At 71.1% G+C, this 23,035-nt stretch carries 25 protein-coding genes, 1 tRNA gene and 1 pseudogene; 12 read left to right on the top strand and 15 right to left on the bottom strand.

Features of this window, described 5'->3' with window-relative positions:
- Window position 1: 1 nt before the first annotated feature.
- From ACQPW6_RS24045 to ACQPW6_RS24090, 10 genes are all read left to right on the top strand, one after another.
- Window positions 2-643, top strand: a complete 642-nt coding sequence (locus tag ACQPW6_RS24045; protein WP_433891749.1) for a NuoI/complex I 23 kDa subunit family protein — start codon at window positions 2-4, stop codon at window positions 641-643.
- Window positions 640-1,248 carry an NADH-quinone oxidoreductase subunit J family protein gene (locus tag ACQPW6_RS24050; protein ID WP_433891750.1) on the top strand — a complete coding sequence of 203 codons (609 nt, stop codon included), beginning with the start codon at window positions 640-642 and terminating at the stop codon, window positions 1,246-1,248. The genes ACQPW6_RS24045 and ACQPW6_RS24050 overlap by 4 nt, the downstream gene beginning before the upstream one ends.
- The gene (nuoK, locus tag ACQPW6_RS24055) at window positions 1,248-1,667 is read left to right on the top strand and encodes an NADH-quinone oxidoreductase subunit NuoK (protein WP_433891751.1); all 420 of its coding nucleotides are present in this window, start codon (window positions 1,248-1,250) and stop codon (window positions 1,665-1,667) included. The genes ACQPW6_RS24050 and nuoK overlap by 1 nt, the downstream gene beginning before the upstream one ends.
- Window positions 1,664-3,649 (top strand): NADH-quinone oxidoreductase subunit 5 family protein, encoded by a 1,986-nt coding sequence (locus ACQPW6_RS24060; RefSeq protein WP_433891752.1) that lies wholly within the window; start codon window positions 1,664-1,666, stop codon window positions 3,647-3,649. The genes nuoK and ACQPW6_RS24060 overlap by 4 nt, the downstream gene beginning before the upstream one ends.
- 6 nt (window positions 3,650-3,655) lie before the next feature.
- Window positions 3,656-5,224 (top strand): complex I subunit 4 family protein, encoded by a 1,569-nt coding sequence (locus ACQPW6_RS24065; RefSeq protein WP_433891753.1) that lies wholly within the window; start codon window positions 3,656-3,658, stop codon window positions 5,222-5,224.
- Window positions 5,224-6,828: an NADH-quinone oxidoreductase subunit N gene (locus tag ACQPW6_RS24070; protein WP_433891754.1), complete on the top strand. Its 1,605-nt coding sequence runs from the start codon at window positions 5,224-5,226 to the stop codon at window positions 6,826-6,828. Before ACQPW6_RS24065 ends, ACQPW6_RS24070 begins: the two co-directional genes overlap by 1 nt.
- A gap of 137 nt (window positions 6,829-6,965) precedes the next feature.
- A complete protein-coding gene (htpX, locus tag ACQPW6_RS24075; RefSeq protein ID WP_433891755.1) occupies window positions 6,966-7,823 on the top strand; it encodes a zinc metalloprotease HtpX in 858 nt (285 codons plus the stop codon).
- Window positions 7,823-8,215 carry a YccF domain-containing protein gene (locus tag ACQPW6_RS24080; protein ID WP_433891756.1) on the top strand — a complete coding sequence of 131 codons (393 nt, stop codon included), beginning with the start codon at window positions 7,823-7,825 and terminating at the stop codon, window positions 8,213-8,215. Before htpX ends, ACQPW6_RS24080 begins: the two co-directional genes overlap by 1 nt.
- Window positions 8,216-8,230: 15 nt before the next feature.
- On the top strand, window positions 8,231-8,692 hold the full coding sequence (locus ACQPW6_RS24085; RefSeq protein WP_433891757.1) for a peroxiredoxin: 462 nt from the start codon (window positions 8,231-8,233) through the stop codon (window positions 8,690-8,692).
- A gap of 143 nt (window positions 8,693-8,835) precedes the next feature.
- Window positions 8,836-9,582, top strand: coding sequence for a hemerythrin domain-containing protein (locus tag ACQPW6_RS24090; protein WP_433891758.1), 747 nt, complete (start codon window positions 8,836-8,838; stop codon window positions 9,580-9,582).
- A gap of 192 nt (window positions 9,583-9,774) precedes the next feature.
- On the opposite strand, the gene ACQPW6_RS24095 is transcribed toward ACQPW6_RS24090, so the two are convergent.
- Window positions 9,775-10,263: a YajQ family cyclic di-GMP-binding protein gene (locus ACQPW6_RS24095; protein ID WP_433891759.1), complete on the bottom strand. Its 489-nt coding sequence runs from the start codon at window positions 10,261-10,263 to the stop codon at window positions 9,775-9,777.
- 195 nt (window positions 10,264-10,458) lie between these two features.
- Here ACQPW6_RS24095 and ACQPW6_RS24100 point away from each other — a divergent pair.
- Window positions 10,459-10,540 (top strand) — tRNA-Tyr (locus tag ACQPW6_RS24100).
- Window positions 10,541-10,676: 136 nt separating this feature from the next.
- On the opposite strand, the gene ACQPW6_RS24105 is transcribed toward ACQPW6_RS24100, so the two are convergent.
- From ACQPW6_RS24105 to ACQPW6_RS24145, 9 genes are all read right to left on the bottom strand, one after another.
- Complete coding sequence (locus ACQPW6_RS24105; protein WP_433891760.1) at window positions 10,677-12,086, bottom strand: tyrosine-type recombinase/integrase; 1,410 nt, start codon at window positions 12,084-12,086, stop codon at window positions 10,677-10,679.
- Between the two features lie 61 nt (window positions 12,087-12,147).
- Window positions 12,148-12,336 carry a helix-turn-helix transcriptional regulator gene (locus tag ACQPW6_RS24110; RefSeq protein WP_433891761.1) on the bottom strand — a complete coding sequence of 63 codons (189 nt, stop codon included), beginning with the start codon at window positions 12,334-12,336 and terminating at the stop codon, window positions 12,148-12,150.
- A gap of 463 nt (window positions 12,337-12,799) precedes the next feature.
- Window positions 12,800-14,275, bottom strand: a complete 1,476-nt coding sequence (locus ACQPW6_RS24115; RefSeq protein ID WP_433891762.1) for an ATP-binding protein — start codon at window positions 14,273-14,275, stop codon at window positions 12,800-12,802.
- Between the two features lie 2 nt (window positions 14,276-14,277).
- Window positions 14,278-15,126 (bottom strand): DNA primase, encoded by an 849-nt coding sequence (locus tag ACQPW6_RS24120; protein ID WP_433891763.1) that lies wholly within the window; start codon window positions 15,124-15,126, stop codon window positions 14,278-14,280.
- Window positions 15,127-15,213: 87 nt separating this feature from the next.
- On the bottom strand, window positions 15,214-15,618 hold the full coding sequence (locus tag ACQPW6_RS24125) for a hypothetical protein (RefSeq protein WP_433891764.1): 405 nt from the start codon (window positions 15,616-15,618) through the stop codon (window positions 15,214-15,216).
- Window positions 15,619-15,622: 4 nt separating this feature from the next.
- Window positions 15,623-16,264, bottom strand: coding sequence for a hypothetical protein (locus tag ACQPW6_RS24130; RefSeq protein WP_433891765.1), 642 nt, complete (start codon window positions 16,262-16,264; stop codon window positions 15,623-15,625).
- A 19-nt stretch (window positions 16,265-16,283) separates the two neighbouring features.
- Window positions 16,284-16,478: a hypothetical protein gene (locus tag ACQPW6_RS24135; RefSeq protein ID WP_433891766.1), complete on the bottom strand. Its 195-nt coding sequence runs from the start codon at window positions 16,476-16,478 to the stop codon at window positions 16,284-16,286.
- Complete coding sequence (locus ACQPW6_RS24140) at window positions 16,475-16,786, bottom strand: hypothetical protein (protein WP_433891767.1); 312 nt, start codon at window positions 16,784-16,786, stop codon at window positions 16,475-16,477. The genes ACQPW6_RS24135 and ACQPW6_RS24140 overlap by 4 nt, the downstream gene beginning before the upstream one ends.
- A 140-nt stretch (window positions 16,787-16,926) precedes the next feature.
- The gene (locus ACQPW6_RS24145) at window positions 16,927-19,293 is read right to left on the bottom strand and encodes a cell division protein FtsK (RefSeq protein WP_433891768.1); all 2,367 of its coding nucleotides are present in this window, start codon (window positions 19,291-19,293) and stop codon (window positions 16,927-16,929) included.
- Window positions 19,294-19,308: 15 nt separating this feature from the next.
- Between ACQPW6_RS24145 and ACQPW6_RS24150 the strand changes: the two are divergent.
- Window positions 19,309-19,389, top strand: a pseudogene (locus ACQPW6_RS24150).
- 53 nt (window positions 19,390-19,442) lie between these two features.
- Here the strand turns inward: ACQPW6_RS24150 and ACQPW6_RS24155 are convergent.
- Genes ACQPW6_RS24155 through ACQPW6_RS24175 form a run of 5 tightly spaced genes read right to left on the bottom strand, consistent with a single transcriptional unit; the run spans window position 19,443 to window position 22,567 of the window.
- Complete coding sequence (locus ACQPW6_RS24155; protein ID WP_433891769.1) at window positions 19,443-19,829, bottom strand: RRQRL motif-containing zinc-binding protein; 387 nt, start codon at window positions 19,827-19,829, stop codon at window positions 19,443-19,445.
- Window positions 19,829-20,626, bottom strand: a complete 798-nt coding sequence (locus tag ACQPW6_RS24160) for a hypothetical protein (protein ID WP_433891770.1) — start codon at window positions 20,624-20,626, stop codon at window positions 19,829-19,831. The genes ACQPW6_RS24155 and ACQPW6_RS24160 overlap by 1 nt, the downstream gene beginning before the upstream one ends.
- Window positions 20,623-21,336: a DNA methylase gene (locus ACQPW6_RS24165; RefSeq protein ID WP_433891771.1), complete on the bottom strand. Its 714-nt coding sequence runs from the start codon at window positions 21,334-21,336 to the stop codon at window positions 20,623-20,625. Before ACQPW6_RS24165 ends, ACQPW6_RS24160 begins: the two co-directional genes overlap by 4 nt.
- Complete coding sequence (locus ACQPW6_RS24170; RefSeq protein ID WP_433891772.1) at window positions 21,333-22,325, bottom strand: DUF2637 domain-containing protein; 993 nt, start codon at window positions 22,323-22,325, stop codon at window positions 21,333-21,335. The genes ACQPW6_RS24165 and ACQPW6_RS24170 overlap by 4 nt, the downstream gene beginning before the upstream one ends.
- The gene (locus ACQPW6_RS24175; RefSeq protein ID WP_433891773.1) at window positions 22,322-22,567 is read right to left on the bottom strand and encodes a DUF6284 family protein; all 246 of its coding nucleotides are present in this window, start codon (window positions 22,565-22,567) and stop codon (window positions 22,322-22,324) included. The genes ACQPW6_RS24170 and ACQPW6_RS24175 overlap by 4 nt, the downstream gene beginning before the upstream one ends.
- Window positions 22,568-23,035 lie beyond the last annotated feature (468 nt).

Consider the following 23,035-nt stretch of genomic DNA (forward strand, 5'->3'; position numbering starts at 1 on the left):
CATGGCCCCTCCCCCCGGTAGCTCCGGCACCTCCCGTGCCTCCGGCACCTCCCGTATCCCCGGATCCGGCCTGGCCAAGGGCCTGGCCGTCACGCTGCGGACCATGACGAAGCGCACCGTCACCGCCCAGTACCCCGACGCCCTGCCCGAACTGCCCCCGCGCAGCCGGGGCGTGATCGCGCTGTTCGAGGAGAACTGCACGGTCTGCATGCTGTGCGCCCGCGAGTGCCCCGACTGGTGCATCTACATCGACTCGCACAAGGAGACGATGCCGGCCGCCGCGCCGGGCGGGCGCGAGCGCAGCCGCAACGTGCTCGACCGCTTCGCCATCGACTTCTCGCTGTGCATGTACTGCGGCATCTGCATCGAGGTGTGCCCGTTCGACGCCCTCTTCTGGTCACCGGAGTTCGAGTACGCCGAGACCGACATCCTCGACCTCACCCACGAGCGCGACAAGCTGCGCGAGTGGATGTGGACGGTGCCGGCGCCGCCCGCGCTCGACCCGGCGGCCGAGGAGCCCAAGGAGATCGCCGCGGCCCGCAAGTCGGCGGCGAAGGCGGAGGCGGCGCAGGCGCCGCCGGCCGGACCGGGGACCGCCGCCGGACCGGGGTCGCCCGCCGGGCCGGGGGAGGAGGGCGCGTGAACCACGTCGTGCCGCAGCTCGCCGGCGCCGGCCACCCCGGCTTCCTGTCCCCGACCGGCGTCGAGATCACCTTCGTCCTGGTCGGCCTCGCCACCCTCGGCGCCGCCCTGCTCACCGTCACCACCCGGCAGCTCGTGCACGCCGCCCTGTGGCTGGTCGTGGCGCTCGGCGGCCTCGCCGTGGAGTACCTGCTGCTCACCGCCGAGTTCATCGCGTGGGTGCAGGTACTGATCTACGTGGGCTCGGTCGTCATCCTGCTGCTGTTCGGCCTGATGCTGACGAAAGCGCCGATCGGGCGGTCCCCTGACACCGACTCGGAGAACCGCTGGGTCGCGCTCGGCGTGGCACTGGCCGCCGCGGCCACCCTGGTGTGGGTGGTCGTGGACGCCTTCCGGTCCACCTGGATCAACCTGCACGGCGTCGTCCAGGGCTCCTCCAAGGCCACCGGCGTGAGCCTGTTCCGGCACTGGGTGCTGCCGTTCGAGGCGCTGTCGGTGCTGCTGCTGGCGGCGCTGGTCGGCGCGATCGTGCTCTCCCGGCGGGACGGCCCGCAGCAGGAGGCCGGCGGCAGCCCCGTCCGCGGCCAGAACAGCGGGGAGAACTGATGCACCTCGCCTACCCGGCCGTCCTCGCCGCCCTCCTCTTCTGCGTCGGCGTCTACGGCGTGCTCGCCCGCCGCAACGCGATCCTCGTCCTGATGTCCGTCGAGCTCATGCTCAACGCCGTCAACCTCAACCTGGTCGCCTTCGACGTCTGGCTGCGCGACTCCCTCCACTCGGGCCAGGCGCTGACCCTGTTCACCATCACCATCGCCGCCGCCGAGATCGGCCTCGGCCTGGCGATCGTGCTGCTCGTCTACCGCAACCGCGGCACCTCCGCCATCGACCGCCTCACCGGCCTGGCCGACGGCGGCCCCGGTCCCGGTTCCGGCCCAGGTCCCGGCCCCGAACCGGCGGACGGCGGCGGCGCCGACCCCCGCACCGGAACCGGGCCCGACGACGAGAAGGCAGAGGCCACCGCGTGACCCTGACCGCCCTTGCCGTGCTCGTCCCCCTCCTGCCTTTCCTGGGCGCGGCAGCCGGACTGCTGCTCGGCCGGCACGCCCCCGGCTTCGTCCGGCCGCTGGCCGTCCTGCCCACCCTCGCCGCGTTCGCCGTCGCGGTGGTCGTGGCCGCCCGGCAGGGCACCGGCGACCCCACCGACGCCTCGCACCGGCTCACCGTGACCGGCGCCGCGCCGATCGACCTCGCCCTGCACCTGGACGGCTTCGCCGTCCTGATCGCCGTCCTCGTCGGCCTGGTCGCCACCTGCGTGCAGATCTACTCCACCGCCTATCTGCGCGACGATCCGCGCTATCCGTCCTATGCGGCGCTGGTCTCGCTGTTCACCGCCGCCATGCTGCTCGTCGTCTACTCCGGCGACCTGATGGTGCTGCTGGTCGGCTGGGAGGTGATGGGCATCTGCTCGTACTTCCTTGTCGGCCACCACTGGGAGACCGAGACCGCCCGCGCCGCCTCCATCAAGGCGTTCCTGGTCACCAAGCTCGGCGACGTCCCCTTCCTGATCGGCGTGTTCGCCCTCGCCGCCGACGCCCACAGCTTCCGGATCAGCCGGATCCTCGACGCCGCCGCGCACGGCCAGCTGCACCACCCCACGGTGATCGCCCTGCTGCTGCTCGCCGGGGTGGCCGGCAAGTCCGCGCAGTTCCCGCTGCACACCTGGCTGCCCGACGCGATGGCAGGCCCGACCCCGGTGTCCGCGCTGATCCACGCCGCGACCATGGTGGCGGCCGGCATCTACCTGGTGGCCAGGCTGCTGCCGGTGTTCACCGCGTCCGCCGCCGCGCTGGCCGTGCTCGCCGCGATGGCCGCCGTGACGATGATCGGCTCCGGTCTCGCCGCCCTCGCCCAGGACGACATCAAACGGGTGCTCGCCTACTCCACGATCGGTCAGCTCGGCTACATGGCCGGCGCGCTGGCCGTCGGCGACCGGGACGCCGCCGTCTTCCACCTCCTCTCGCACGGCGCCTTCAAGGCGCTGCTCTTCCTGGGTGCCGGCGCCGTCATCCACGCCTCCGGCACCAACTCGCTGACCGCCATGTCCCGCATGGGCGGCCTGGCCAAGCGGGTGCCCGACGCCATGTGGACGATGGGCATCGCCCTGGCCGCGCTCGCCGCCCTCCCTCCGCTGTCCGGCTTCTTCTCCAAGGAGTCGGTGCTGCGCGCCGCCGAGCACGCCTCCTCCGGTGACACCGCCCACGTCCCGCAGGCCGTCGGCTGGACGATCCTGGTGGCCGGCCTGGCCGCCGCCGTCCTCACCGGCTGCTACGCAGGCCGGCTCTTCCTGCTCGCCTTCCGCGGCCGCGGCCCGCAGGTCGCCGACCACGGCAGGCAGCCGGTCGCCATGACCACCGTGCTGTGGGTGCTCGCGATCCCCAGCCTCGCCTTCGGCGGCCTGGCCTACCGCAAGCTGCCCGACTGGTTCGGCGGCACCCCGCTGGCCCCCACCCTGATCACCTCCGTCCTCGGTACCGGACTGGCCCTGGTCGGCCTCGTCATCACCTACGGCGCCTGGTCGGCGACCACCGCCACCCGGCAGGCCGTCCCGCTCGGCGCCGTCACCACCGACCCCGGCGCCGAACCCGAGGAGATCGAGGCCGAGGCCATCGACGCCCACCAGGAGATCTACGGCGACGCCGGCGGCGCCGACGACCCGGGCGACCCCGGCCGGCTGCTGCTCGGCCCGCTGCACGGCCCCGCCGCCCGCGGCTTCGACCTCGACGCCCTGTACGGCGCGCTGTTCGTCCGCCCGGTGCTGGCCGCCGCGAACCTGGTCCGCTTCCTCGACCACGAGGTCGTCGAGACCTGGATCAAGGGCGCGGCCGGCACCCCGCGGCTGCTCGGCGCGGCCGTCCGCAAGGCCCAGACCGGAAACGTCCAGACCTACCTCAGCGCGCTGCTGGCCGGTGCGGTCGTGCTCGCCGTCCTCGTCGCCGTGGGAACGTGAGATCCAGTGAACGACACCGCACTCCAGTACGTACTGCTGGCTATCGTCGTCCTCCCGCTGCTCGGCGCGCTGGGCGCGGTGCTGCCGGTGCCGCGGATCTTCCGCTTCGGCCTCACCCCCGACCAGGCCGTCCGCGGCCACGGCGTGTCCTTCTCCGGCATGGTGCTGGTCCTGTCGATCGTGCTCGCGATCGGCTTCGACCATGACCACCCGGCGAAGATGCAGGCCAGCACGGACGTCAACTGGATCCCCGCGCTGCGGATCCATCTCCACTTCGGCATCGACGGCATCTCGCTCCCCCTTCTGGTACTGACCGCGCTGCTGACCTTCCTCTGCGCGCTCTACAGCCTGTTCAAAATGCCCGAGGGCCCCGGCCCCAAGGGCTTCGTCGCCCTGCTGCTGATCCTGGAGAGCGGCACCCTCGCCACCTTCGCCGCCCTCGACCTGATCCTGTTCTTCCTCGCTTTCGAGACCGTGCTGATCCCGATGTACTTCCTCATCGCCCGCTGGGGCGGCGGGGCCCGGGAGAAGTCGGCCCTGCGGTTCATCGTCTACACCCTCCTCGGCTCCGTGATCATGCTGCTCGGCCTGCTCCTCATCGGCGTGAAGGCGGGCACGTTCAACATGGTGACACTGGCCACTGACAACGGGTCACACCTCAGTCACTCCACGCAACTGATCGCCGTCCTCGCGATCGGCCTCGGCCTGGCCGTGAAGGCCCCGATGTGGCCGCTGCACAGCTGGCTGCCCGACGCCCACACCGCCGCCCCCACCGTCGGATCGGTGCTGCTCGCGGGCGTGCTGCTGAAGATGGGCACCTACGGTCTCGTCAGGATCGTGCTGCCGATGGCGCCCGAGGGCATGCACACCTTCGCCCCGTACCTGGCCGCCTTCGCGGTCGTCGGCATCGTCTACGGATCGCTGGCCTGCCTCGCGCTGGCCCGGCAGGGCAACGGCGGCGACCTCAAACGGCTGATCGCCTACTCCTCGGTCGGCCACATGGGCTTCGTCCTGCTCGGCATCGCCTCGATGACCCGCACCGGCGTCAACGGCGCGCTGTTCGCCAACATCGCCCACGGCCTGATCACCGGCCTGCTGTTCTTCCTGGTCGGCGCGGTCAAGGACCGCTACGGCTCCACCGACCTCGACCAGCTGGCCGGCCGCGGCGGCGCCGCGCTCTACGGCCGGGCGCCGCGGCTCGGCGGCCTGCTCGCGTTCGCCGCGGTCGCCTCCCTCGGGCTGCCGGGCCTGGCCGGGTTCTGGGGCGAGATGCTGTCGATGTTCGGCGCGTTCAAACCCGGCGACGGCCTCAGCCGCCCCGCCTACCTCACCTTCACCGCCGTCGCCGCGTTCGGCACCCTGCTGACCGCCGGCTACCTGCTCACCGTCGTCCGCCGGGTCTGCATGGGCGACCGCGAGACCGCCGAGCTGCGGCCCGCGCCGGCCGACGTGCGGGGCTTCGAATTCGCCGCCTGGACGCCGCTGGCCGCGCTCACCGTCGTGGCCGGGCTGTGGCCCGCCGCGCTGCTCGGCCTCACCGATCCGGCCGTCCGCACCCTGCTCGGAGGCAACTGATGCCGTCCCTCGTGCAGTCCGTCGACTGGACGGCCCTGACCCCGGTGGTCATCCCGGCCGCGCTCGCGCTGGCCGTCCTGGTCGCCGACCTCTTCCTGCCGGCCGACCGCAAGGCGCTGCTCGGCTGGGTCGCCGCCGCGGGCTTCGCCGCCGCCGCGGCCACCCTGATCCCGCTGCGCGACGGCCACCGCAGCACGTTCTGTCAGACCGGCGGTGCATCATGTTCCTACGCCGCCGATCACTTCACCCTCGTCATCCAGGCCCTGGTCCTGGGCGGCGGGCTGCTCACCGCGCTGCTGTCGATCAGCACCGACGACCTCCCGGTGGGCGAGTACTGGTTCCTGCTGCTCTCCTCGGCCGCGGGCGCCGCCCTGCTGCCCGCCTCCAGGGACCTGGCCACCCTGCTGGTCGCCCTTGAGGTCACCACGCTGCCCGCGTTCGCGCTGGTCGCGCTGCGCCGCGGCGACCGGCTCGCCAGCGAGGCCGCGCTGAAGTTCTTCCTGTCCTCGGTGACGGCCACCGCCGTCTCGCTGCTCGGCATCAGCTTCGTCTACGCCGCCACCGGCACCCTCAACCTGGCGCAGGTCGCCGACGGCCTCGGCCACGTCAGCGGGCAGCTCGACACCCTGGCGAAGGCCGGCGCCGCCCTGACGCTGGTGGGCTTCGCCTTCAAGCTCGCCGTGGCCCCGTTCCACTTCTGGGTGCCCGACACCTACGCGGGCGCACCGCTGCCGGTCGCCGCCTACCTGTCCGTGGTCGGCAAGGCGGCCGGCTTCTCCGGGCTGATCCTGGTCACGGTGGTGGCGTTCCGGCCCTACCACGACGTCTGGGGCCCGGCGGTCGGCGTGCTGGCCGCGCTCACCATGACGGTCGGCAACGTCGGCGCGCTCCGGCAGCGGACCGACACCGCGCGCAGCGCCGTACGGCTGCTCGCCTGGTCCTCGATCGGCCAGGCGGGCTACCTGCTGGTGCCGCTGGCCGCCGCGTCCTCGGCGACCGGTACCGGGCCCAAGGCGGGGGCGGCGCACGAGATCGGCACCACCGTGGCGTACGCGCTGATGTACAGCGTGGTGAACCTGGGCGCCTTCGCGGTGGCCGCACTGGTCTCGCGGGGCGCCCCGGAGGGCCGGCTGGACGACTACCGGGGGCTGTTCGCGTCCCGGCCGCTCGCCGCGCTCGCGCTCGGCTTCTTCCTGCTCTGCCTGGCCGGGCTGCCGCCCGGCGTGATCGGGCTCTTCGCGAAGGTCGCGGTGTTCTCGTCGGCGGTCGGGGCGCAGCACGGGTGGCTCGCGGTGATCATGGCGGTGAACGTCGTCATCGCGCTCGTGTACTACGTGCGGTGGACGGGGCTGCTCTTCGCCCCGCCGGCGGAGGGGGTGGGGGGCGCGGGTTCCGGCGCGGGCGCGGCTTCCGCCGGGGGTTCGGCAGGTGCCCCGGGTTCGGTCCCCGCCGGGGCCCCGGTCGCGGCCGGCGGGCCCGTCGCCGTCGCCGTCCGTACCCCGGTCGGCCTCACCGCGGCCATCGCGCTGACCGCCGTGGCCGGAATCGTGCTCTCCGGGGCGCCGCAGATCGTGCTGCGCTACGCCCAGGGCACCCTGCTCTGATCCGGCGGGCCCCCGCCCGGCCCCGGTCGCTGTCCGTGCCCGGGTGGGAACCAGCGGCGCTCGGGTGGCGTTGGCCTGGGTAGGAGGTTCTCCTGAGGGGGAGAGGTTCCCCCACCGCACACTTAGGAGGGCGCACCGTGCACCGCCGGCACAACGGGCTGAAGACCGCCGTACTCCTCGGCGGGCTGTCCGCACTCATCCTGGTCATCGGCAGCTTTTTCGGCCGAACGGGGCTCATCATCGCGCTGGTGATCGCCCTGGGCACCAACGCGTACGCGTACTGGAACAGCGACAAGCTGGCGCTCCGGGCCATGCACGCCCGCCCGGTCAGCGAGTTCGAGGCACCCGGGATGTACCGGATCGTCCGCGAGCTCTCGACGGCCGCCCGGCAGCCCATGCCCCGGCTCTACATATCGCCCACCGACGCGCCGAACGCGTTCGCCACCGGCCGCAACCCGCGCAACGCGGCGGTCTGCTGCACCCAGGGCATCCTGGGCATCCTCGACGAGCGCGAGCTGCGCGGAGTGCTGGGCCACGAGCTGAGCCACGTCTACAACCGGGACATCCTGATCTCCTCGGTCGCGGGCGCGCTGGCCTCGGTGATCGTCTTCCTGGCCAACTTCGCCTGGCTGATCCCGGTCGGCCGCTCCGACGACGACGACGGCCCGGGCATCCTCGGCATGCTCGCGATGATGATCCTCGGCCCGCTGGCCGCCTCCCTCATCCAGCTGGCCGTCTCCCGCTCCCGGGAATACGAGGCCGACGCCTCGGGGGCCCGGCTGACCGGCGACCCGCTCGCGCTGGCCTCCGCGCTGCGCAAGCTCGACGCCGGCACGAAGCAGTTGCCGCTACAGCCCAAGCCCCAACTGGAGACCGCGAGCCATATGATGATCGCCAATCCCTTCCGGCCGGGTGACGCCTCCAAGCTGTTCTCGACCCATCCCCCGATGGCTGAGCGCATCTCCCGCCTCGAGCAGATGGCAGGCCGCTCCTGATGAAGACCATCCTGAACGTCATCTGGCTGGTGCTGTGCGGGCTCTGGATGTGCCTCGGCTATTTCCTGGCCGGACTCATCCTGTGCATCACCATCATCGGCATCCCGTTCGGCATCGCCGCCTTCCGGATCGGCATCTACGCGCTCTGGCCGTTCGGCTACACCGCCGTGGAGCGGCGCGACGCCGGCGCCGGCTCGCTGGTCGGCAACGTGCTGTGGGTGATCCTGGCCGGCTGGTGGCTGGCCCTCGGCCACATCTTCACCGGCATCGCGCTGTGCATCACGATCATCGGCATCCCGTTCGGCATCGCGAACTTCAAGCTGATCCCGCTGTCACTGATGCCGCTGGGTAAGGAAATCGTCCCGTCCGACCGCCCGTTCGCCACCCGCTGAGCCCAGGAGACCGCCATGAGTGCCCCGCAGGTCGGAGACAAGGCCCCCGACTTCACTCTCCCCAACCAGTCCGGCGCGAATGTGACGCTCAGCGACTACCGGGGCGAGAAGGTCGTGGTCCTGTACTTCTACCCCAAGGACAACACCCGCGGCTGCACCGCCGAGGCGTGCAGCTTCCGGGACAGCTACGAGAACTTCACGGACGCGGGCGCCGAGGTGATCGGCATCAGCTCGGACTCGGTGGAGTCGCACGAGAAGTTCGCCGGCCGGCACGAGCTGCCGTTCGTGCTGCTGGCCGACCGGGACAAGACCGTGCGCAAGCAGTACGGCGCCGCCACGATGGGCGTGCTGCCGGGCCGGGTCACCTTCGTGATCGACCGCGAGGGCATCGTGCGGCACGCGTTCTCGTCGCAGATGAACATCGGCGGGCACATCGACGACGCGCTGGCGGTCGTGAAGCAGCTGCAGAGCGCGTAGCGGCGCGCGGTGGGCGGCGGATGTCACGCCCACGACAGATGATGGTCAAACCTCTGGAGGGATCGGCGGACCGGCCGTGCCGGTGTCCGACGATTGCCTGGCGACGGTGTTTCGCGGCGCACTGACGGCTCCAGGGAGATGTGATGACCACACCGCACGTACCGGGCCCGAACGCACCCGGGCAGAACGCGTCCGGCCCCAACGCGTCCGGCCAGAGCGCGTCCGGTCTTCAGGTACCGGGCCCCCACGTACCGGGCGACTCGGTCGATCTGACGATGATGTACGCCTTCCACGACGGCCTGCGCCGCGATGTGGCGACGATCGCCAAGTCGGCGGCGGCCTCCGGCGACGACCCGGCCCGGCTGACGGCCACCCACTTCGGCTGGGACCTGTTCAAGCGGTTGCTGGTCATCCACCACACCGCCGAGGACGACGTGCTGTGGCCCCGGCTGCGCGAGCTGCTGGCCGACCGGCCCGACGACGTCGAGCTGCTCGACGCGATGGAGGCCGAGCACGGCCGGATCGACCCGCTGATCACGGCCATCGACGCCGCGCTCGCCGACGAGGAGGGCGGTTACGCCGGCCTCGGCGACATCGCCGACGCCTTCGCCACCGAGCTGAACGCGCACCTGGTGCACGAGGAGGACGAGGCGCTGCCGATCATCGGCCGCGAGCTGCCGCCGGTGGACTGGGCCCGGTTCGCCGACGCCCAGCGCAACCAGATCGGCATGGGCCTCGTACCGCGCTACGTCCCCTGGCTGCTGGACGGTGCCACGCCGGAACGCGTCACCGAGGTCCTCGGGGTCTTCCCGCCGCCGGTGGCCGCGCAGTACGGGACGTGGAAGGAGCAGTACGCGCAGGTGCACCCGTGGGCGACGGGCCGCGCCTGAGGGCGCGCCGCCGCTCGTACCGGCTCGTGACGGGGGTGCGGGCCGGGGAGGTGGCGGCCGGCGGGGACGTTCCAGCCCCGCCGGCCGTTTCCGCTCGGCGTCCTCGCCGCGCGTGGTCGCCCCGGGTTGCCGCCGCGCGTCGTCGGCCCGGGTTGTCGCCGGCGACCGTACGACCGCCGGACACCCGCGGCGTCAGCGGTAGTTGACGTACTGGAGCGCGAAGTCCAGGTCCTTGCCCTTGAGCAGCGCCTGGACGGCCTGGAGGTCGTCCCGGCTCTTCGAGCTGACCCGCAGCTCGTCCCCCTGCACCTGGGCCTTGACGCCCTTCGGCCCCTCGTCACGGATGATCTTCGCGACCTTCTTGGCGTTCTCCTGCGAGATGCCCTCCTCGATCGAGGCGAAGATCTTGTACTCCTTGCCGGACAGCTGCGGTTCGTCCGCGTCCAGCGCCTTGAGCGAGATCCCGCGCTTGACGAGCTTGGTCTCGAAGACGTCCAGGATCGCCTTCACGCGCTCCTCGGAGTTCGCCTCCATCAGGATCTTCTCGCCCGACCACGAGATCGACGCACCGACGTTCTTGAAGTCGTACCGCTGCGAGATCTCCTTGGCGGCCTGGTTGAGGGCGTTATCGACCTCCTGCCGCTCGACCTTCGAGACGATGTCGAAACTGGAGTCGGCCATCTTCAGTGGGCTCCTTGACTGTGTTCCATCAGTTCCGCGGCCCGTCCCCGGGCCACCCCGCCACCTTAGCCACCCGACCCGCCCCCGGTCGCTGATCAATCCGGTGGCGAACCACCCCCGCACATCAGGTATCGTTTACCCCGTCGCCAAGACCCCCGCCGCACCCCGGCACCCGGTCCCCCGGCGACGTCCCATGGCGGTATGCCCGAGTGGCCAATGGGAACGGACTGTAAATCCGTCGGCTATGCCTACCGTGGTTCGAATCCACGTGCCGCCACACTCAGGAGAAACCCCCTCTGACCAGCGAGAACGCTGGATCAGAGAGGGTTTTTTCATGCCCGGATCCTTCATTCGAACGAAGATCGAAAAATAGGGCTTTGTCTCACCTTGTTTCAGGGTTTCTCACGCCCTGATCAGCGCGTGTCCCCCAGGTGTCCCCCGGGGGACGGCGGGGCTCCGCCCCAATCGCGCAGGGCGGCGTCAATCTTCTGGTTGGCCCGGTCCTGCGACTGAGCCAACACCTTGGCGTAGACGCGGAACAGGACGGCAACGGAGTGCCCTGCCCTGCGCGCGCATTCGATCGGCTCCACTCCGGAGCTGAGCCACAGCGAGACGCCGGCGTGACGCAGGTCGTACGGCCGTCGAGCCAGCCGCGAGGTTCCCGCGGTCTCTCCGAGCGCCGCCTGACGTGCGCGGGCCCACACCTCGCCGTAGCCGGACTCCTGCAACATCCCACCGCGCTCGGTGCGGAACAGCCGGCCGTCGGGGGCGGTGCCGTAGGTGTCGATGTGGTGCCGGAGCAGCGCGACGAACTTCGGGGGGATGGGCACCGGCCGGGAGTCCTGCGCGGCCCGTGCCTTGAGGTGGCGCCGCTCGTGAGCGCTGCCGTCGTCGGTCCAACTCCGTCCGCCCCGCACGACACCGCCGCGCAGAACGAGCGTGCCCCAACCGCTTGCCGGCAGGTGGCACTGTTCCGCTCGCATGGCCATCGCCTCAGCCGGGCGCATGGCCGCGAAGTACAGGCAGCCGAAGAACGCCTCCATCTTCTCTCCGCGGGGGCCCTGACGGCGGACCTCGCGCAAGAACAGGTCGACCTGCCCGGGGTGCGGGACTGCCTCCGGATCGACCGTTTCCGTGGTCTTGGGTGCGCGCCACTTCACCGCGCTGAGGGGATTGGCCGGTGTGGTGAAGTACCGGGCTTCGGCTGCCATGCCGAGCACGTCGCTCAGGCAGGCTTTCTTGCGGCGGGCGGTGCTTGCCGCGGCGGGGGCGCCGTCCATCTTCATGCTGAGCGCGTCCAGCGCGAGCCGGAGTGTTGCCGCATCTTCCAGCGCGGAGACCGGAAGCGAGTTCTTCTCGATCCAGCGCAGCGCGGTGGCGACATCGGCCGGCGGTTGTTCCGACCAGCGATTCCGGTTGAACGCCCAGCTATATAGGGCCTTTCGCAGCAGTGCGGGAGCGGGAGCTCCCGCGGTGCTGGTGACGAGGGCGGGCGTGATGGTCGCCAGCGCATCGGCGTAGCCCTTGCGGCTCTTGACCGGGGCGCCGGCCCACTTGCGGTCGATGTAGGCGCGGGCGTGCTCGTACCAGGAAACGGAACTGTGCCTCGCGCGCAGCTCGGAGACGGGCAGGCCGGTGGTGTCGTCGAACTGTTCCTGATTGCGCAGTGCGGTCATCAGCTCGGACCGGCGCCCATCGGCTTGGGCTTTCAGGGTGTAGCTCTTGGAGTGCTTTCGGGTGCCGACAAGCCAGCGGAGCCGGTAGGGCTTGGGTCGGTCGCGGCGCGTCTCGATTGAGTAGATGCGTACGTCGTAAGTGAGCACGTTTCTCCCATGGGAAAGGGGCCCGCCGGCGGGCGGGCCCCTCAGTCGGTGCGGATTGGGTTCAGGCGGCCTGCTGTTCGCAGGACTCCCACCAGGCGTCCAGGTCGGCGCGGCTGACGCGCAGTTGGCCGTTTGGGAGTTTGCGGAGGCGCGGGGCCTGGCCGCGGGCGCGCATGCGGTAGAAGGCGGCGCGGCTCATGTCGATCTCTTCGAGGACTTCGGCGAGCTTGAGCATTGGGGGGCGAGGCATTGTGCACTCCTTGGCGGCGGTGTCCGGCAGGGCTGTGCGAGGTGGAGAAGGGACGCGGGGATCGTGCCTGTCCGAGGTTCGGATTTCTGCGTCACCGCGTCACCTGCGTCATCTGAGCTTCTGACCTGCGGTTTCGGGTGACGCAGAGGTGCAGGCGTGCGTCACCCCTGCGTCACCGCCTACGTCATCAGGTGACGCAGGTGACGCAGGATGACGCAGAGCTTTTCGTCTGCGTCACCCCCGTTCTCGCAGGCCAGAGCCGCTTTTTTGGGTTCGGTGACGCAGGTGACGCAGCGTCTTCCCTCTTAGGACAAAAGAGGGGGTGTCTGTAGTAGTCCGGGGGTGGCTCACAGCGTGAAGAAGGAGCCGCTGCGCGGCGCGACCCATGGGCGGCGCAGGCGCCGAACAGCAAGAGGAGCACCCCGGGCGCTGGTGCTCCTCTTGCTTGTCCGCCCGGACCGCGTCAGAACGCCGGCTGTTGCTCGGGCGGGGGTGGCGGCGCGGGGCGGGTGATTTCCAGGTAGCGGCCCTCTTTGGTGCGGCCGGAGTCGATGATGACGCCTCGGGCGGCGAGGGTGGGCTGAAGGCGCTTGAGGCGGTCGGAGAGGACTTTCCCGGTGGTCGGCCAGCCTTTGGGCAGGGGGCGCAGTTCCTCGCCGCTGTAGAGGCGACTGAGGCAGTGCAGCCACTCGGTGGACGTCATCCGCTGGTCCGCGCCCGGGGTGATGGTCTCGGCATACGCCAGGACGGTCTGCGCGAGGAGATCACCCTCAATCACGTCGTCGTTGAGGTCGTCCAGACTGGCCCGGTAGGCGCCCAAGGCTCCGAGGCCGGCCGCGGCGTCGAGCTGCGCGCACAGGTGCGCGAAGTCGGCCATCCGTAGATCGGTGGGGGTCTCCGCGGCTACCGCGCGGACTTTGACGGTGAGGTCCAGGAGCGACCCGAGCACGACCGGCAGCACCTCGGCGTACTCCGCCCACAACTCCGCTTCGGTGCGGCGGACCCGCGGGCGCTCCAACCGCAAAGGCAGGAGCCGCTCGGCCAAGTCCGGCCGGATCACGCCCACGTCGATTCCGGTGAGCAGCAGCGGGCGGCGGTAGCGGGCGCGGAACACGTCCCCGTCGGTGAACAGGGCCCGCTTGACGCTCTCGGCACCGGTGACGATGCAGCACATCGCATCGGACAGGTCCGGCGTCATGTGGCTGAGGTTGTCCAGCGCGGTGACCCACCCGGCCGCGACCGCGGCAATCAGGTTCTCCTCATCCTTCGGTGCCCGGCGCAGGTCCCCGCTCATGCCTTCGATGATCCGAATCAGCATCCGCCCGCCGGTGGACTTGCCCGCACCTTGCGGCCCGGTGAGGAACGGTGCCGGTACCGGGACGGAGGGTCCGAGGCAGCCGATCAGCCAGGCGATGGCCAAGCATTCCGTTTCGGCGGTGGCGAAGTTGCACAACCGCAGCAGCAGATCGATGCCCTTGCCGTCGGTGTCTTTGACGGGCATGGGGAGTTCCCCGGTGAGCTGCGTGCGACGCCAGCACACTTCCCGCGGGTCGGGTACGAGGATGTCCCAGCCGGCGGGGTGGATACGGACCGAGCGCCCGTCATTGCGGCCGAGGTCCAGCCAGGTCGCCCCGTCGAATCCCGGCGCCACCCGGATGTGCACCGGCTGAGTGTCCTCGGTCAGCGCGAGGGCTTCGATCAGGTCCAACGCCTCTTTGAGGGCGGTCCCGTTGAACACGCCGCGCCCGTCGCGGAACAGGCCGACCATGAGTTCCTGGCGGTGGCTGCCGGTGGTGCCCTGCGAGCGGATCGGGCGGGCCACGGGGTGGCCGTTGCGCTGCGCGTACACGGTGCCCTCCGCGGTGCGGAAGTACCGGAAGTGGGCTTGCGCGTAGTCGGTGATGACCTCGCGGCCGGGAGTCTTTTCGTCCTCGGACATCGTCACATCCCCAGCCGTGCGCGGGCGTTGGACCACGCGTCGGTGCAGTGCCGCGGGGTTTCGCCTTTGGCCTGCGCGGCGGCGAACAGCCGGGCGGTGTGGGCGTCGGTGAGGCAGCCGCACCGGCCATGCGCGGACAGCACCGCCAGGAACGTCCGGTAGACCGTGGCGTGCACGCCCCTGGCAGCGTTGGTGATCTCCTGCTCAGCCATGGCAATGCCCCGCTCCAAGTACGTCGGGGTGCGGTGCCGGCACCCCCCGCCCCCACCCGGCACGGGCACGCGGATGACGGCCGGCCGGACCGGTGCGGGCGCCTTCACCGGCAGCGCGCGCACCACGTCCGGCAGATCCGTGACGGTGCCGGTGCCGGGACCGAGCCAGCGGGCGTAGGCCATCGCGGACTTGATGTCCACACCCGGCCGGACCGCGTTCGCCGACGGCATGGCGCCCCGGTAGAGCCAGTGCTCACCCCGCGTCGTGGCCACGGTGCGCGTGGCGGGCAGGGCCTCGCGGGCCCAGGTGATGGCGTCGGCGTTGTCGAGGTCCACGACGGTCAGGCCGGCGCCGCCGGGGTGGTAGGCCACCGCCGCGGCGTCCCACCATGCCCGCGCCCACTCCGGGGAGTTGAGAGTGTCCGGGTCGGTGGTGGCCGCGGCCCAGGCGTGGCAGGGGTGCGGGCAGGCGCAGGGGCCGGGGGTCTTCATGTTCGGCCGGCCGCCGCACGCGTTGCGGGCGCACGCGGGGCAGTTCCCGAACGGGGCCTTGCCGCGGCGCAGGGGCAGCACCGGGATGCGGGCCGAAGCCAGTCCGAGCGCTGCGGACAGCAGCGCGGTACGGGTGGTTTGGGTCATGCTGGTGCCTCCAGTTCCTTGGTAGGTGACTGGGTGCCGGGGCGACCGCGTGTCTTTGGCGAGATTGGGCGGTCGCCCCGGGCGGGTTCAGGTGTCGGCGTGCAGCCGGACCCAGGTGGCGTATTCCTGGCGGACGTAGGGCCGGTGGCAGGGGTCCCATTCCGGCGAGTTGGGTCCGATCGGTCCGGTGCTGGTGTGGTGTTCGGTGTCGTAGGCGGCGAGTTTGCGGGCGGCCGTTGCGGCGGTGGCGATGGCCTCGGCCGCGACGCCGGGCGCGTACTCCGTCGCCTCGAACAGCGCGATGCGGTCCAGCAGCGCGGCTTTGCGCAACCGCTGTTCCCGCTCGCGCCCGTCGGCTGTGCGGTCGCAGCGGTGCAGGCTGGTGGTCAGGGCCAGCACGTTGCTGATCTCCCGCACGATCGCGGGCGCACCGGCATAGGCGGCATCGGGGGCAGGGGCGTCAAAGCCCTCCCCGGTGTGGGGGTCGATCACGCGATCAGTCCTCCTTGGCGGTGGCGGTGGCGGTGGCGGGCAGCTCGGGCAGTCCGGCCGCGGCGAGTGCGGCGGGGTCGTAGCCGGGCAGGCTGGCGCGGGCGGTGAGTGCCGCGGCGAGCGCGGTGGCGTACTGCCCGCCGGCCTGCGCGGTTTCCACGGCGGCGCGGGCGCGGATGATTTCGACGGTTTCGACGTGCCGCTGTGTCTCGCGGCGGCCGGTGGTCGCGCGCTCGTACGCGGTCGTGTCGAGTCGTTCGGTGCGCCAGTGCCGGTGTGCGAGGACGTAGGCCAGCACGGTCGCCACGGCCCACAGCAGCAAGGGCAGAGGCAGTTCGTCGGTGTAGGCGGCGACTCCGGCGAGCGCGAGGGTGCCGGCGGCGGTGAAGCCGACCGCGGCGGCGACCGGTTCGCCGTTCTCGCCGCGGGCCAGGGCGTTCCCGGCGAACGCGGCACCGACGGCGAGCACGCCCATGACCGAGGCGTCCCCGATGCTGTGCTGCGCGCCGTTGGCGTTCCAGATCCGCGCCAGCGCGAGCACGGTGGTGGTGGCCAGCGCGGGCGCGGTCTTGGGGGCGAGGTCGGCGGTCCAGTGCCGGTAAGCGATCGGGTCGCCGGTGTCGGGCGGGGTGTGGGGCTGGTTCATCGGGTCTCCGATCCCGGGGTCAGGGGTGCCATGTGGCGACGGTGGCGGTGGTGCCGGTGATGGCGTGGTTGATCGGTTCGGCGGCGCCGGTGGTGGCGAGCAGGAAGCCGAACAGCGCGGCGACGAACACCGATCCGGGCTTGGCGGTGCCGGTCTTGAGCAGCACCGCGAGCAGGGCGCCGACGAGCAGCACCAGCGAGACGGACAGCATCATCGGCGTGCCTCCCGGGCGGGCGCGGCTGGCGGGCCGACGGGCGGGGTGGTGGGGGCGGGAGTGGTGCCCTCGCGGTACAGGCGCTGCGCGAGGTTGAACAGATGGCGGCCGGCGCGTATGCGGTAGCCGCTGGTCTTGCAGCGACGACACGGCTTGCCGCGCTTGACCTTGCCGCGGCGGTCGGTGGTGAGCGCGAAGCCGAGACCGTGGCACCGGCGGCAGCGGCCGAACGGGCTTCCCGCACACACAGCGCCGTAACACACTGTGATGACGAGTAGGCAGGCGATAGCAAGGAACGGGAGGGTCATGACAGCCTCTCCGGGCGGTTTCCAGAGGTTTCCGCAGGTGGGGTGCTACGTACTAGATCCCTGATGGGATGCGGGATGGGGTGCTAGCGGGAGTGCTACCGGTAGCAGGGGATGCTGCTACCGGTAGCACTCATCTCCGGCTAGGCCGCACCCCTGTTGCCGTCACGCTCGGTGATTGCGGTGGTGAGGTCGGCGCGGGTGATACCACGGCGGGTGGTGCGCGTCCCGTCATCGGTGGTGCCGGCGATGTCGCGGGTGCGGATACCGAACGGCTTGACCGCGGCGGTCACGGTCTCGCCCTTCCACCCGCCGTAGACCTCCGGGCGCAGCTCGATCAGCCTCGCGGCGATCCGCTCGTTCCACACCCGCTCCTCGGTGACCGGCACCACCGCGGCGATATCGGCGAGCAGGTCATAGGACGGGCCGGCCGCTCGCTGGGCTTCCTCCCCGAGCGCGTGCCCGGACAGGGTTCCGGCGGCCGTGCGCAGCGCGAACGCGCGCTTGGCGATGGCCTCGGTCGCGGCGGTGTCGAGGTAGGCGGTGCGGACCACGGTCGGCAGGGTGCTGGCCCCTGCGAGGTAGCCGTTACCGGCGTCGATCTCCGGGCGGAACTGCGTGGCGCGGATGCCGTTCTTGTACGCCGACGTGCCCAGGATCATGTCGTTCTCGACCTGCCCGGCCACCCGCAGGCAGAACCGGATCGACACGTTGCCGCTGATCCCGGTCGGCAGCGAGTCCTTATCGGGCCGCTGCGTGGCCAGCACCAACGCCACCCCGAGCGCCCGGCCGAGCTTGATGACGAACTCGGCATCCTCGCCGGCCTGCTTGCCGTATTCGGGGTGCGCGAACAGGTTCTGGCACTCATCGAAGACCGCGAGCAGCGGCCACAGCTTGAGCGACCTTTTGTCGGCGATCTGCCGGGTGATGCGCTTGTCCGGGCACAGGTCCCGCGGCAGCGCCTTCATCGCCGCTGCCCTGCGCATCACCTCCGCCCGCAGCAGCTTCAGGGAGTCGGCCGCGTACTTGATCGACTCGTCATCGATCCCGGACACGAACCGGTGCGAGACCCCTTCGAGCGGGTCGAGGTCGCCGGTGCCCTTGTTCTCGTGCAGCCACAGTTCCGCGCTGGGGTCCAGTGCCGCGCCGCAGGCCAGCACGCGGACCGATGCGGTCTTGCCCTGACCGGGCAAAGAGCCGATCAGCACGTTGTGCTGAATCAGCGGCACGAGCTGGGCGCGTCCGCGCGGGTCGATGCCGAACGGGATCCGCTGGAAGACGTCGTGCCGTTTCGCCGACGCAAGGCCCCACTTGACGATGCCGGTCTTGGACAGGTCCCGGTCCCCGACCCACAGCACCAACCGTCCCTCGTGCTCGGTCGGGTCGGCGTCGGGCCACACGCAGCCCAGCGGCCGACGCAGAGCCGACGCCAGGCGGGCGCGGCGGTCGGCGATGTCGGCGACCGTGACCCCCAACGGCAGGTCAATGTCGGCCCGCCACCCGGGACCCTCGCGAGTGATCGGCGCCACGAACGTGATGCCGTCCCGGCCCTTGGCGACCGCGCTGGCGATCTGCCCGATCCCGATGGACGCCATCGCCTTGACCACCATGTCCGAGGTGAGCTTTTGCACCTCGGTCTTGACCACCGCACGAGACGAGATCGGCGCGTCGGCAGGCGCACCCAACACCCCGAACGTGCCGATGGCCAGCGCGGCGGCGATGGCCTGCGTCAGCGGCGAGGCACCAAAGGCCAGGAACAGAGAGGCACCCAGCATGCCGAGTCCGCTGATCAGCGTGATCCCGACCCGAAGCCGCACCCGCCGGTCACGCTGCCGCGACAGCTTCAGATACACCTCGGAGTTCTCCCGCCGCGCCTCGGCCTGACGCAGCGGCTCACCCTCGGCATCCACCGTCCAGCGCATCACCCGCGACAGCGCACGGGCCATGCCGGCCGGGGTGCGGGCGGTGAGCCTGCCGACGTACAACGGCGAGCGGAACGCGTGGAACCACACGGTGTGCCAGATGTGCCCGCCGACCCACTTCGCGGCATCGGCAGCCTCCGACCGTGAGGTGAGCCAGACCGGCACCACCGGAATCCGCTTCGCGGCCTTGATCCGCTCCAAGTAGCCCGGTCCGGAGAAGTCCGGGGAGTCGGCACGCGTCGGCTTCACTCCACCCGACGCGTCGGGCGTCACGGCGGCAGCCGAGTCGGGCGCCGGGTCGGACGACCCGGCCGAACCGGAGTCGGGTGCGGTCGGGTCGGTGCCGGCCGACGCGCGGGCGGTGCGGGCCTTGCCCAGATCGACCACGTCACCGCCGGAGTCGGCGGCGAGGTCGGCTTCCAGCCGCGCGAACAGGTCGCGCTCGTTGTTGTCGTTGTTGTCGTTGTCGGGGTGCTTCACTGAACTTCCTTCCGTACTGCGGAGGGTGAGCAGGCCCGGCCGACGCTTTGGTCGGTGACCGGCCGGGCCTGCGGGAATTGGAGAGGCGAGATCAGCGGCCGTGCGCATACGCTGCGGGTGGTGGCCATTCGTGGTCCAACGGCAGGACGCCCCACGCGGGTTCGCCCGATGGGTAGATCCCGGTTCGAATCCGGGCGATTGGCCACCACCTCAAAGCTCGTGAGGGCCGCTGCCTTCTGGAGGCGGGCACGGGTGCGTCAGGCCGCTTGCTGTTCGTCGGGGTAGGCGCAGGGCACGCAGCAGCCGAGCGAGCCGGGGATGACGTATCCGGCATCGGTGCGGCACTGCGGGCAGGTGCGGCGGGCGGTCATCGCCGCGGCGTGCGCGGCCCACTTGCCCGGCGTCATCGGACGGACCGGCAGGGCCAGGTCGATGCGGTAGAGGTAGGCGACCGCGTAACCGGCCTTGCGGCGGCGGGAGCGGCGCATGATCTGTGCCGCGATCGGCTGACCGCCAGGCCGCAACCCCTTCGCCCGGAGTTGCCGGCGGGTGGCCATGCCGTCCGGGGCGAGCCGCCACGGGAACGTCGGCATCCCCCAGGTCGCGCCGGTGGGGTCGTAGCACTGGCCGAACGTCGGCGACATCAGGCCGCCTCAGTGTCGGTGAAGCAGCCGCAGCCGCCTTCGTCGAACAGGTCGAGCTGGTCCGGCTCGGCTTCCACGCGGGCACGGAGCGCGGCCAGCGTCAGCGCTGTTGTGGTGCCTCCGTTGCGGTCGCGGAGGATGCTCACGTCTTTGCCGAGCCGGGAGCGCATCTTCTGCTCGAAGGCTTCGGCCCTCGCGAAGCGCTCGGGGAACACTTTCAGCAGCCGTACCCATTGGGCCTGGCCACCTTTGACGCACGCCCCGCCACAGTTGTTATGGGCGAAGCCGAGCGGGTACAGGCGAGGGATCACCAGGCCGACCGAACGGGCCAGCGCGAACCACTGGTCCTTGTCGCGGTACGGCGGCTCAGTCAGGGGTGCTTGAGCCGTCCATGGTGCCCACTTGCTGATGACGCCCGGCAGCCGGTGCGGCTCAGACCAGTCAAGGCCGACGTAGACCACGGTGTTGGCCGGGTCACAGTTGGCCTCCAACCACGTCCGGCAGGGCTCCTGCTTCAAGACGTGCGAGCACTGGGCAACCCGGGTGTTCCCGATCCACCGCTTGTCCTCAAAGACCTGCCACGGGTCACGCTCGGCAGGGTCAGCGACACGCACCAGGTCCATGCCGAGCTGCGCGGTAGCGTCACGGTTCCAGCGGTGCAGGTCTTCGTCTTCGGCATTGGTGTCGGCGAACAGCAGGGTCGTGTCTGCCCGGCCGTGCCGTTCGATGACGATGCGGGCGGTGGCCCATGAGGTGATGCCCCCGGACCACATGACGACGTGCTCTCGGGCGGTCACACCGCCACCGCCCCAGAAAACGGCAGGGTGTCGGTGCGGGCGGCCAGGAACGCCTCGCCGATCCACTGCGAGTACGCCGGCGGGATCGCCTCGGTCAGTTCCTCGCGCACGTCGGTCCACGTGATGCCCATGGCGCGCTGGAGTTCGGGCACCGACGGTTTGCCGCCGCCGTTTCCGTAGGCGGCCACGTACGGGCCGGTGTGCTTCTGCCCGTGCCGCCACCCGCTGACCCGGCCGCGGTGTGTCAGGTGCGCCGGCCGGGCGGTGGTCCAGCCGCCCAACTCGAAGTTGCGGTGCCGGATCACGGCCAGGCCGAACATCTCGCCGCACAGCGTGAGGTCTTTGCGGATCTTCGCGCGGCCGTTGGGCTGTTCGAGCACGTACGGCAGGCCGGTCTGCAACAGCAGCTCGCGGGTGGGCGCCACCAGATCGACATGGGCACCGCCCCAACCGCGGGAGGCATTGGTGCCCACGGTGAGCGTGCACTTTGCCTGGCACGGCGGCGAGGCGTGCACCATCGCGTACCGGCGGATCTCACCGGTGGTGATGAGCCGGGCGAGGTGTTCCAGCGCGTCGCCGCGGTGCATCGGGTACGGGTAGTTGGGCCGGTCGGCGATGTCCACGCCGTGTACGTCGAACCCGGCACGGTGGTAACCGGTACCGGCCCCGCCGGCGCAGCAGAACAGGTCCAAGACCAGCGAGCGCGTCATGCCGCCACCGGCTCAGGCACCGCGGGGACGGCAGGGGCAGCGGGTGCGGTGCCGCGTTCGGCACGCAGCAGGTCGCGGACGGTCCGGGCGTGCCCGGCACCGCACTGCACGGCGGTCCGGATACGGTCGGCGGTCAGGTGCTCTGCTGGCCAATCCGTGGTGGCGGTCCGGGCGTCGGCGAGCACGTCGTCAACCGTCCGCCGGCCGGTCCGCGGCTTGCCGCTGCCGGCCGCGGGCTTCGCGGCCGGCCGGGACGTCTTCGGCTTCGGCGAGGCCGCGGCCGGGGCAGCCAGCTGGACCGGTGCGGTCGGGGGCTGGCTGTCGGCGGGGGCGAGTTCACCGAGCTTCAGCAGCACCCTCGTGCGACGGTCGGTCTTCTTCCGCCAGCCGCGGCCGTGTTCCTGCCGTAGGTCGGCGCGGGCCAACTGCCGCTCCCGCTCCCTGGCCAGTGCGGTGGTGTAGGAGGTGATCTCCCACAGCGTCATCCGGCGCCACAGCGCGAACGTCGTGACCGGCGCGAGCAGCCAGCGGGACCGGCGGATCTTCTCCATACGCCGCCCGCTGATCAGGGCAGCGCGGGCGGCGTAGACGTGGGCGGCGACCTCGGAGAGCACCACCCACAGCAGCGGCATCGTGCCGTGCGCGACCTTCGCCGACACCGACGTGCCCGCGGAGATGTTGAGCCAGCACGTCACCAGCGTCAGCAGCCATGGCACCCAACGGACCCACGACAGCGCCATGTCCATCCGGATCAGCAGCAGATTCACGATCGTGAAAACCGGGATCGCCAGGTCGATGGCCAGTGGAAGCATCTGCGGACTAGCGAAACCCCACGCCGCGCCCGCAGCCGACACCGTGTCGAACGACAGCGCCAGACCGACACCGCCGACACCGACACCCATCACGGCAGCGCCCGCCAGTAACGCGCGCTCGCCTCGGGACAGAGGCGGCAGCTCCGGCCGCGCTTTCAGTGTCTCGGTGGTGCTCATGCCGCGCCCCCGGCCGGGAGCTGGCGGGTGGTGGTGTTGGCCAAGTCGCGGCGGGCGGTCATCAGCCGGTGGTGCGCGCGGCGCAGCCGGCGGGCGTCCAGCTCGGTCGGCGCCCGGTCCAAGACGATGATCTGCGCGTCAAGGAGAGCGATCTCCGCGTCGATGACGGGCATCTCCGCGTCGATCGCGGCGAGTTCGTCGGCGGTCGGTTCGCGGTCGTGATCAGCGACGATACTTCTCATGGGTCGTGCACCCCTTAGCGGTAGGGAACGGCCTGTACGGCGGCGTCCGGGTCGCACCCCGGGCGCCGCACCTGTGACCACTCGGTTTCAAGCAGCCACGGCCCGGCACCGCCCCCGTTCGGGCAGCGATGCCGGACCGTGCGTGCTCGACACGCACTCGCGACGCCAGCGGCTATCCCGCCTGGTTTGGCATCGCGCAACGACGCGAAGGGCCGCGGCCGGCTGGTCAAAACCGGCTCGCGCCCGGCGGTCTTCGACGGACCATCACGGGTCTCCTCTCGGTGGTGTGGGCATGGGTGAAGCACTGCAAGGGGGATCGGGGTCCCCACTCTCCGGCCGTTGCTCGCGGTCGCCGGGCCACCTCGCCAGTACGGGCCGAAACCCTGTTCCACCTGGCCTTTAGCGGGATTGCAGCGTCCCCGCCCTCTGCTCGGCCCGAGTTGCCGGACCTATAAGCACGGCACATCG

Source organism: Streptomyces sp. CA-111067, from assembly GCF_050956065.1.
Lineage (GTDB): Bacteria > Actinomycetota > Actinomycetes > Streptomycetales > Streptomycetaceae > Actinacidiphila.

Bases quoted from the DNA above. Each gene is read 5' to 3' on its own strand.
- ACQPW6_RS24110 (WP_433891761.1), bottom strand. From the start codon at position 12,336: ATGCCTCGCCCCCCAATGCTCAAGCTCGCCGAAGTCCTCGAAGAGATC.
- ACQPW6_RS24130 (WP_433891765.1), bottom strand. From the start codon at position 16,264: ATGAACCAGCCCCACACCCCGCCCGACACCGGCGACCCGATCGCTTAC.
- ACQPW6_RS24085 (WP_433891757.1), top strand. From the start codon at position 8,231: ATGAGTGCCCCGCAGGTCGGAGACAAGGCCCCCGACTTCACTCTCCCC.
- ACQPW6_RS24120 (WP_433891763.1), bottom strand. From the start codon at position 15,126: ATGACCCAAACCACCCGTACCGCGCTGCTGTCCGCAGCGCTCGGACTG.
- ACQPW6_RS24115 (WP_433891762.1), bottom strand. From the start codon at position 14,275: ATGTCCGAGGACGAAAAGACTCCCGGCCGCGAGGTCATCACCGACTAC.
- ACQPW6_RS24095 (WP_433891759.1), bottom strand. From the start codon at position 10,263: ATGGCCGACTCCAGTTTCGACATCGTCTCGAAGGTCGAGCGGCAGGAG.
- ACQPW6_RS24170 (WP_433891772.1), bottom strand. From the start codon at position 22,325: ATGAGCACCACCGAGACACTGAAAGCGCGGCCGGAGCTGCCGCCTCTG.
- ACQPW6_RS24080 (WP_433891756.1), top strand. From the start codon at position 7,823: ATGAAGACCATCCTGAACGTCATCTGGCTGGTGCTGTGCGGGCTCTGG.
- ACQPW6_RS24070 (WP_433891754.1), top strand. From the start codon at position 5,224: ATGCCGTCCCTCGTGCAGTCCGTCGACTGGACGGCCCTGACCCCGGTG.
- nuoK (WP_433891751.1), top strand. From the start codon at position 1,248: ATGCACCTCGCCTACCCGGCCGTCCTCGCCGCCCTCCTCTTCTGCGTC.
- ACQPW6_RS24145 (WP_433891768.1), bottom strand. From the start codon at position 19,293: ATGCGCACGGCCGCTGATCTCGCCTCTCCAATTCCCGCAGGCCCGGCC.
- ACQPW6_RS24045 (WP_433891749.1), top strand. From the start codon at position 2: ATGGCCCCTCCCCCCGGTAGCTCCGGCACCTCCCGTGCCTCCGGCACC.
- ACQPW6_RS24140 (WP_433891767.1), bottom strand. From the start codon at position 16,786: ATGACCCTCCCGTTCCTTGCTATCGCCTGCCTACTCGTCATCACAGTG.
- ACQPW6_RS24090 (WP_433891758.1), top strand. From the start codon at position 8,836: ATGACCACACCGCACGTACCGGGCCCGAACGCACCCGGGCAGAACGCG.
- ACQPW6_RS24165 (WP_433891771.1), bottom strand. From the start codon at position 21,336: ATGACGCGCTCGCTGGTCTTGGACCTGTTCTGCTGCGCCGGCGGGGCC.
- ACQPW6_RS24175 (WP_433891773.1), bottom strand. From the start codon at position 22,567: ATGAGAAGTATCGTCGCTGATCACGACCGCGAACCGACCGCCGACGAA.
- ACQPW6_RS24155 (WP_433891769.1), bottom strand. From the start codon at position 19,829: ATGTCGCCGACGTTCGGCCAGTGCTACGACCCCACCGGCGCGACCTGG.
- ACQPW6_RS24135 (WP_433891766.1), bottom strand. From the start codon at position 16,478: ATGATGCTGTCCGTCTCGCTGGTGCTGCTCGTCGGCGCCCTGCTCGCG.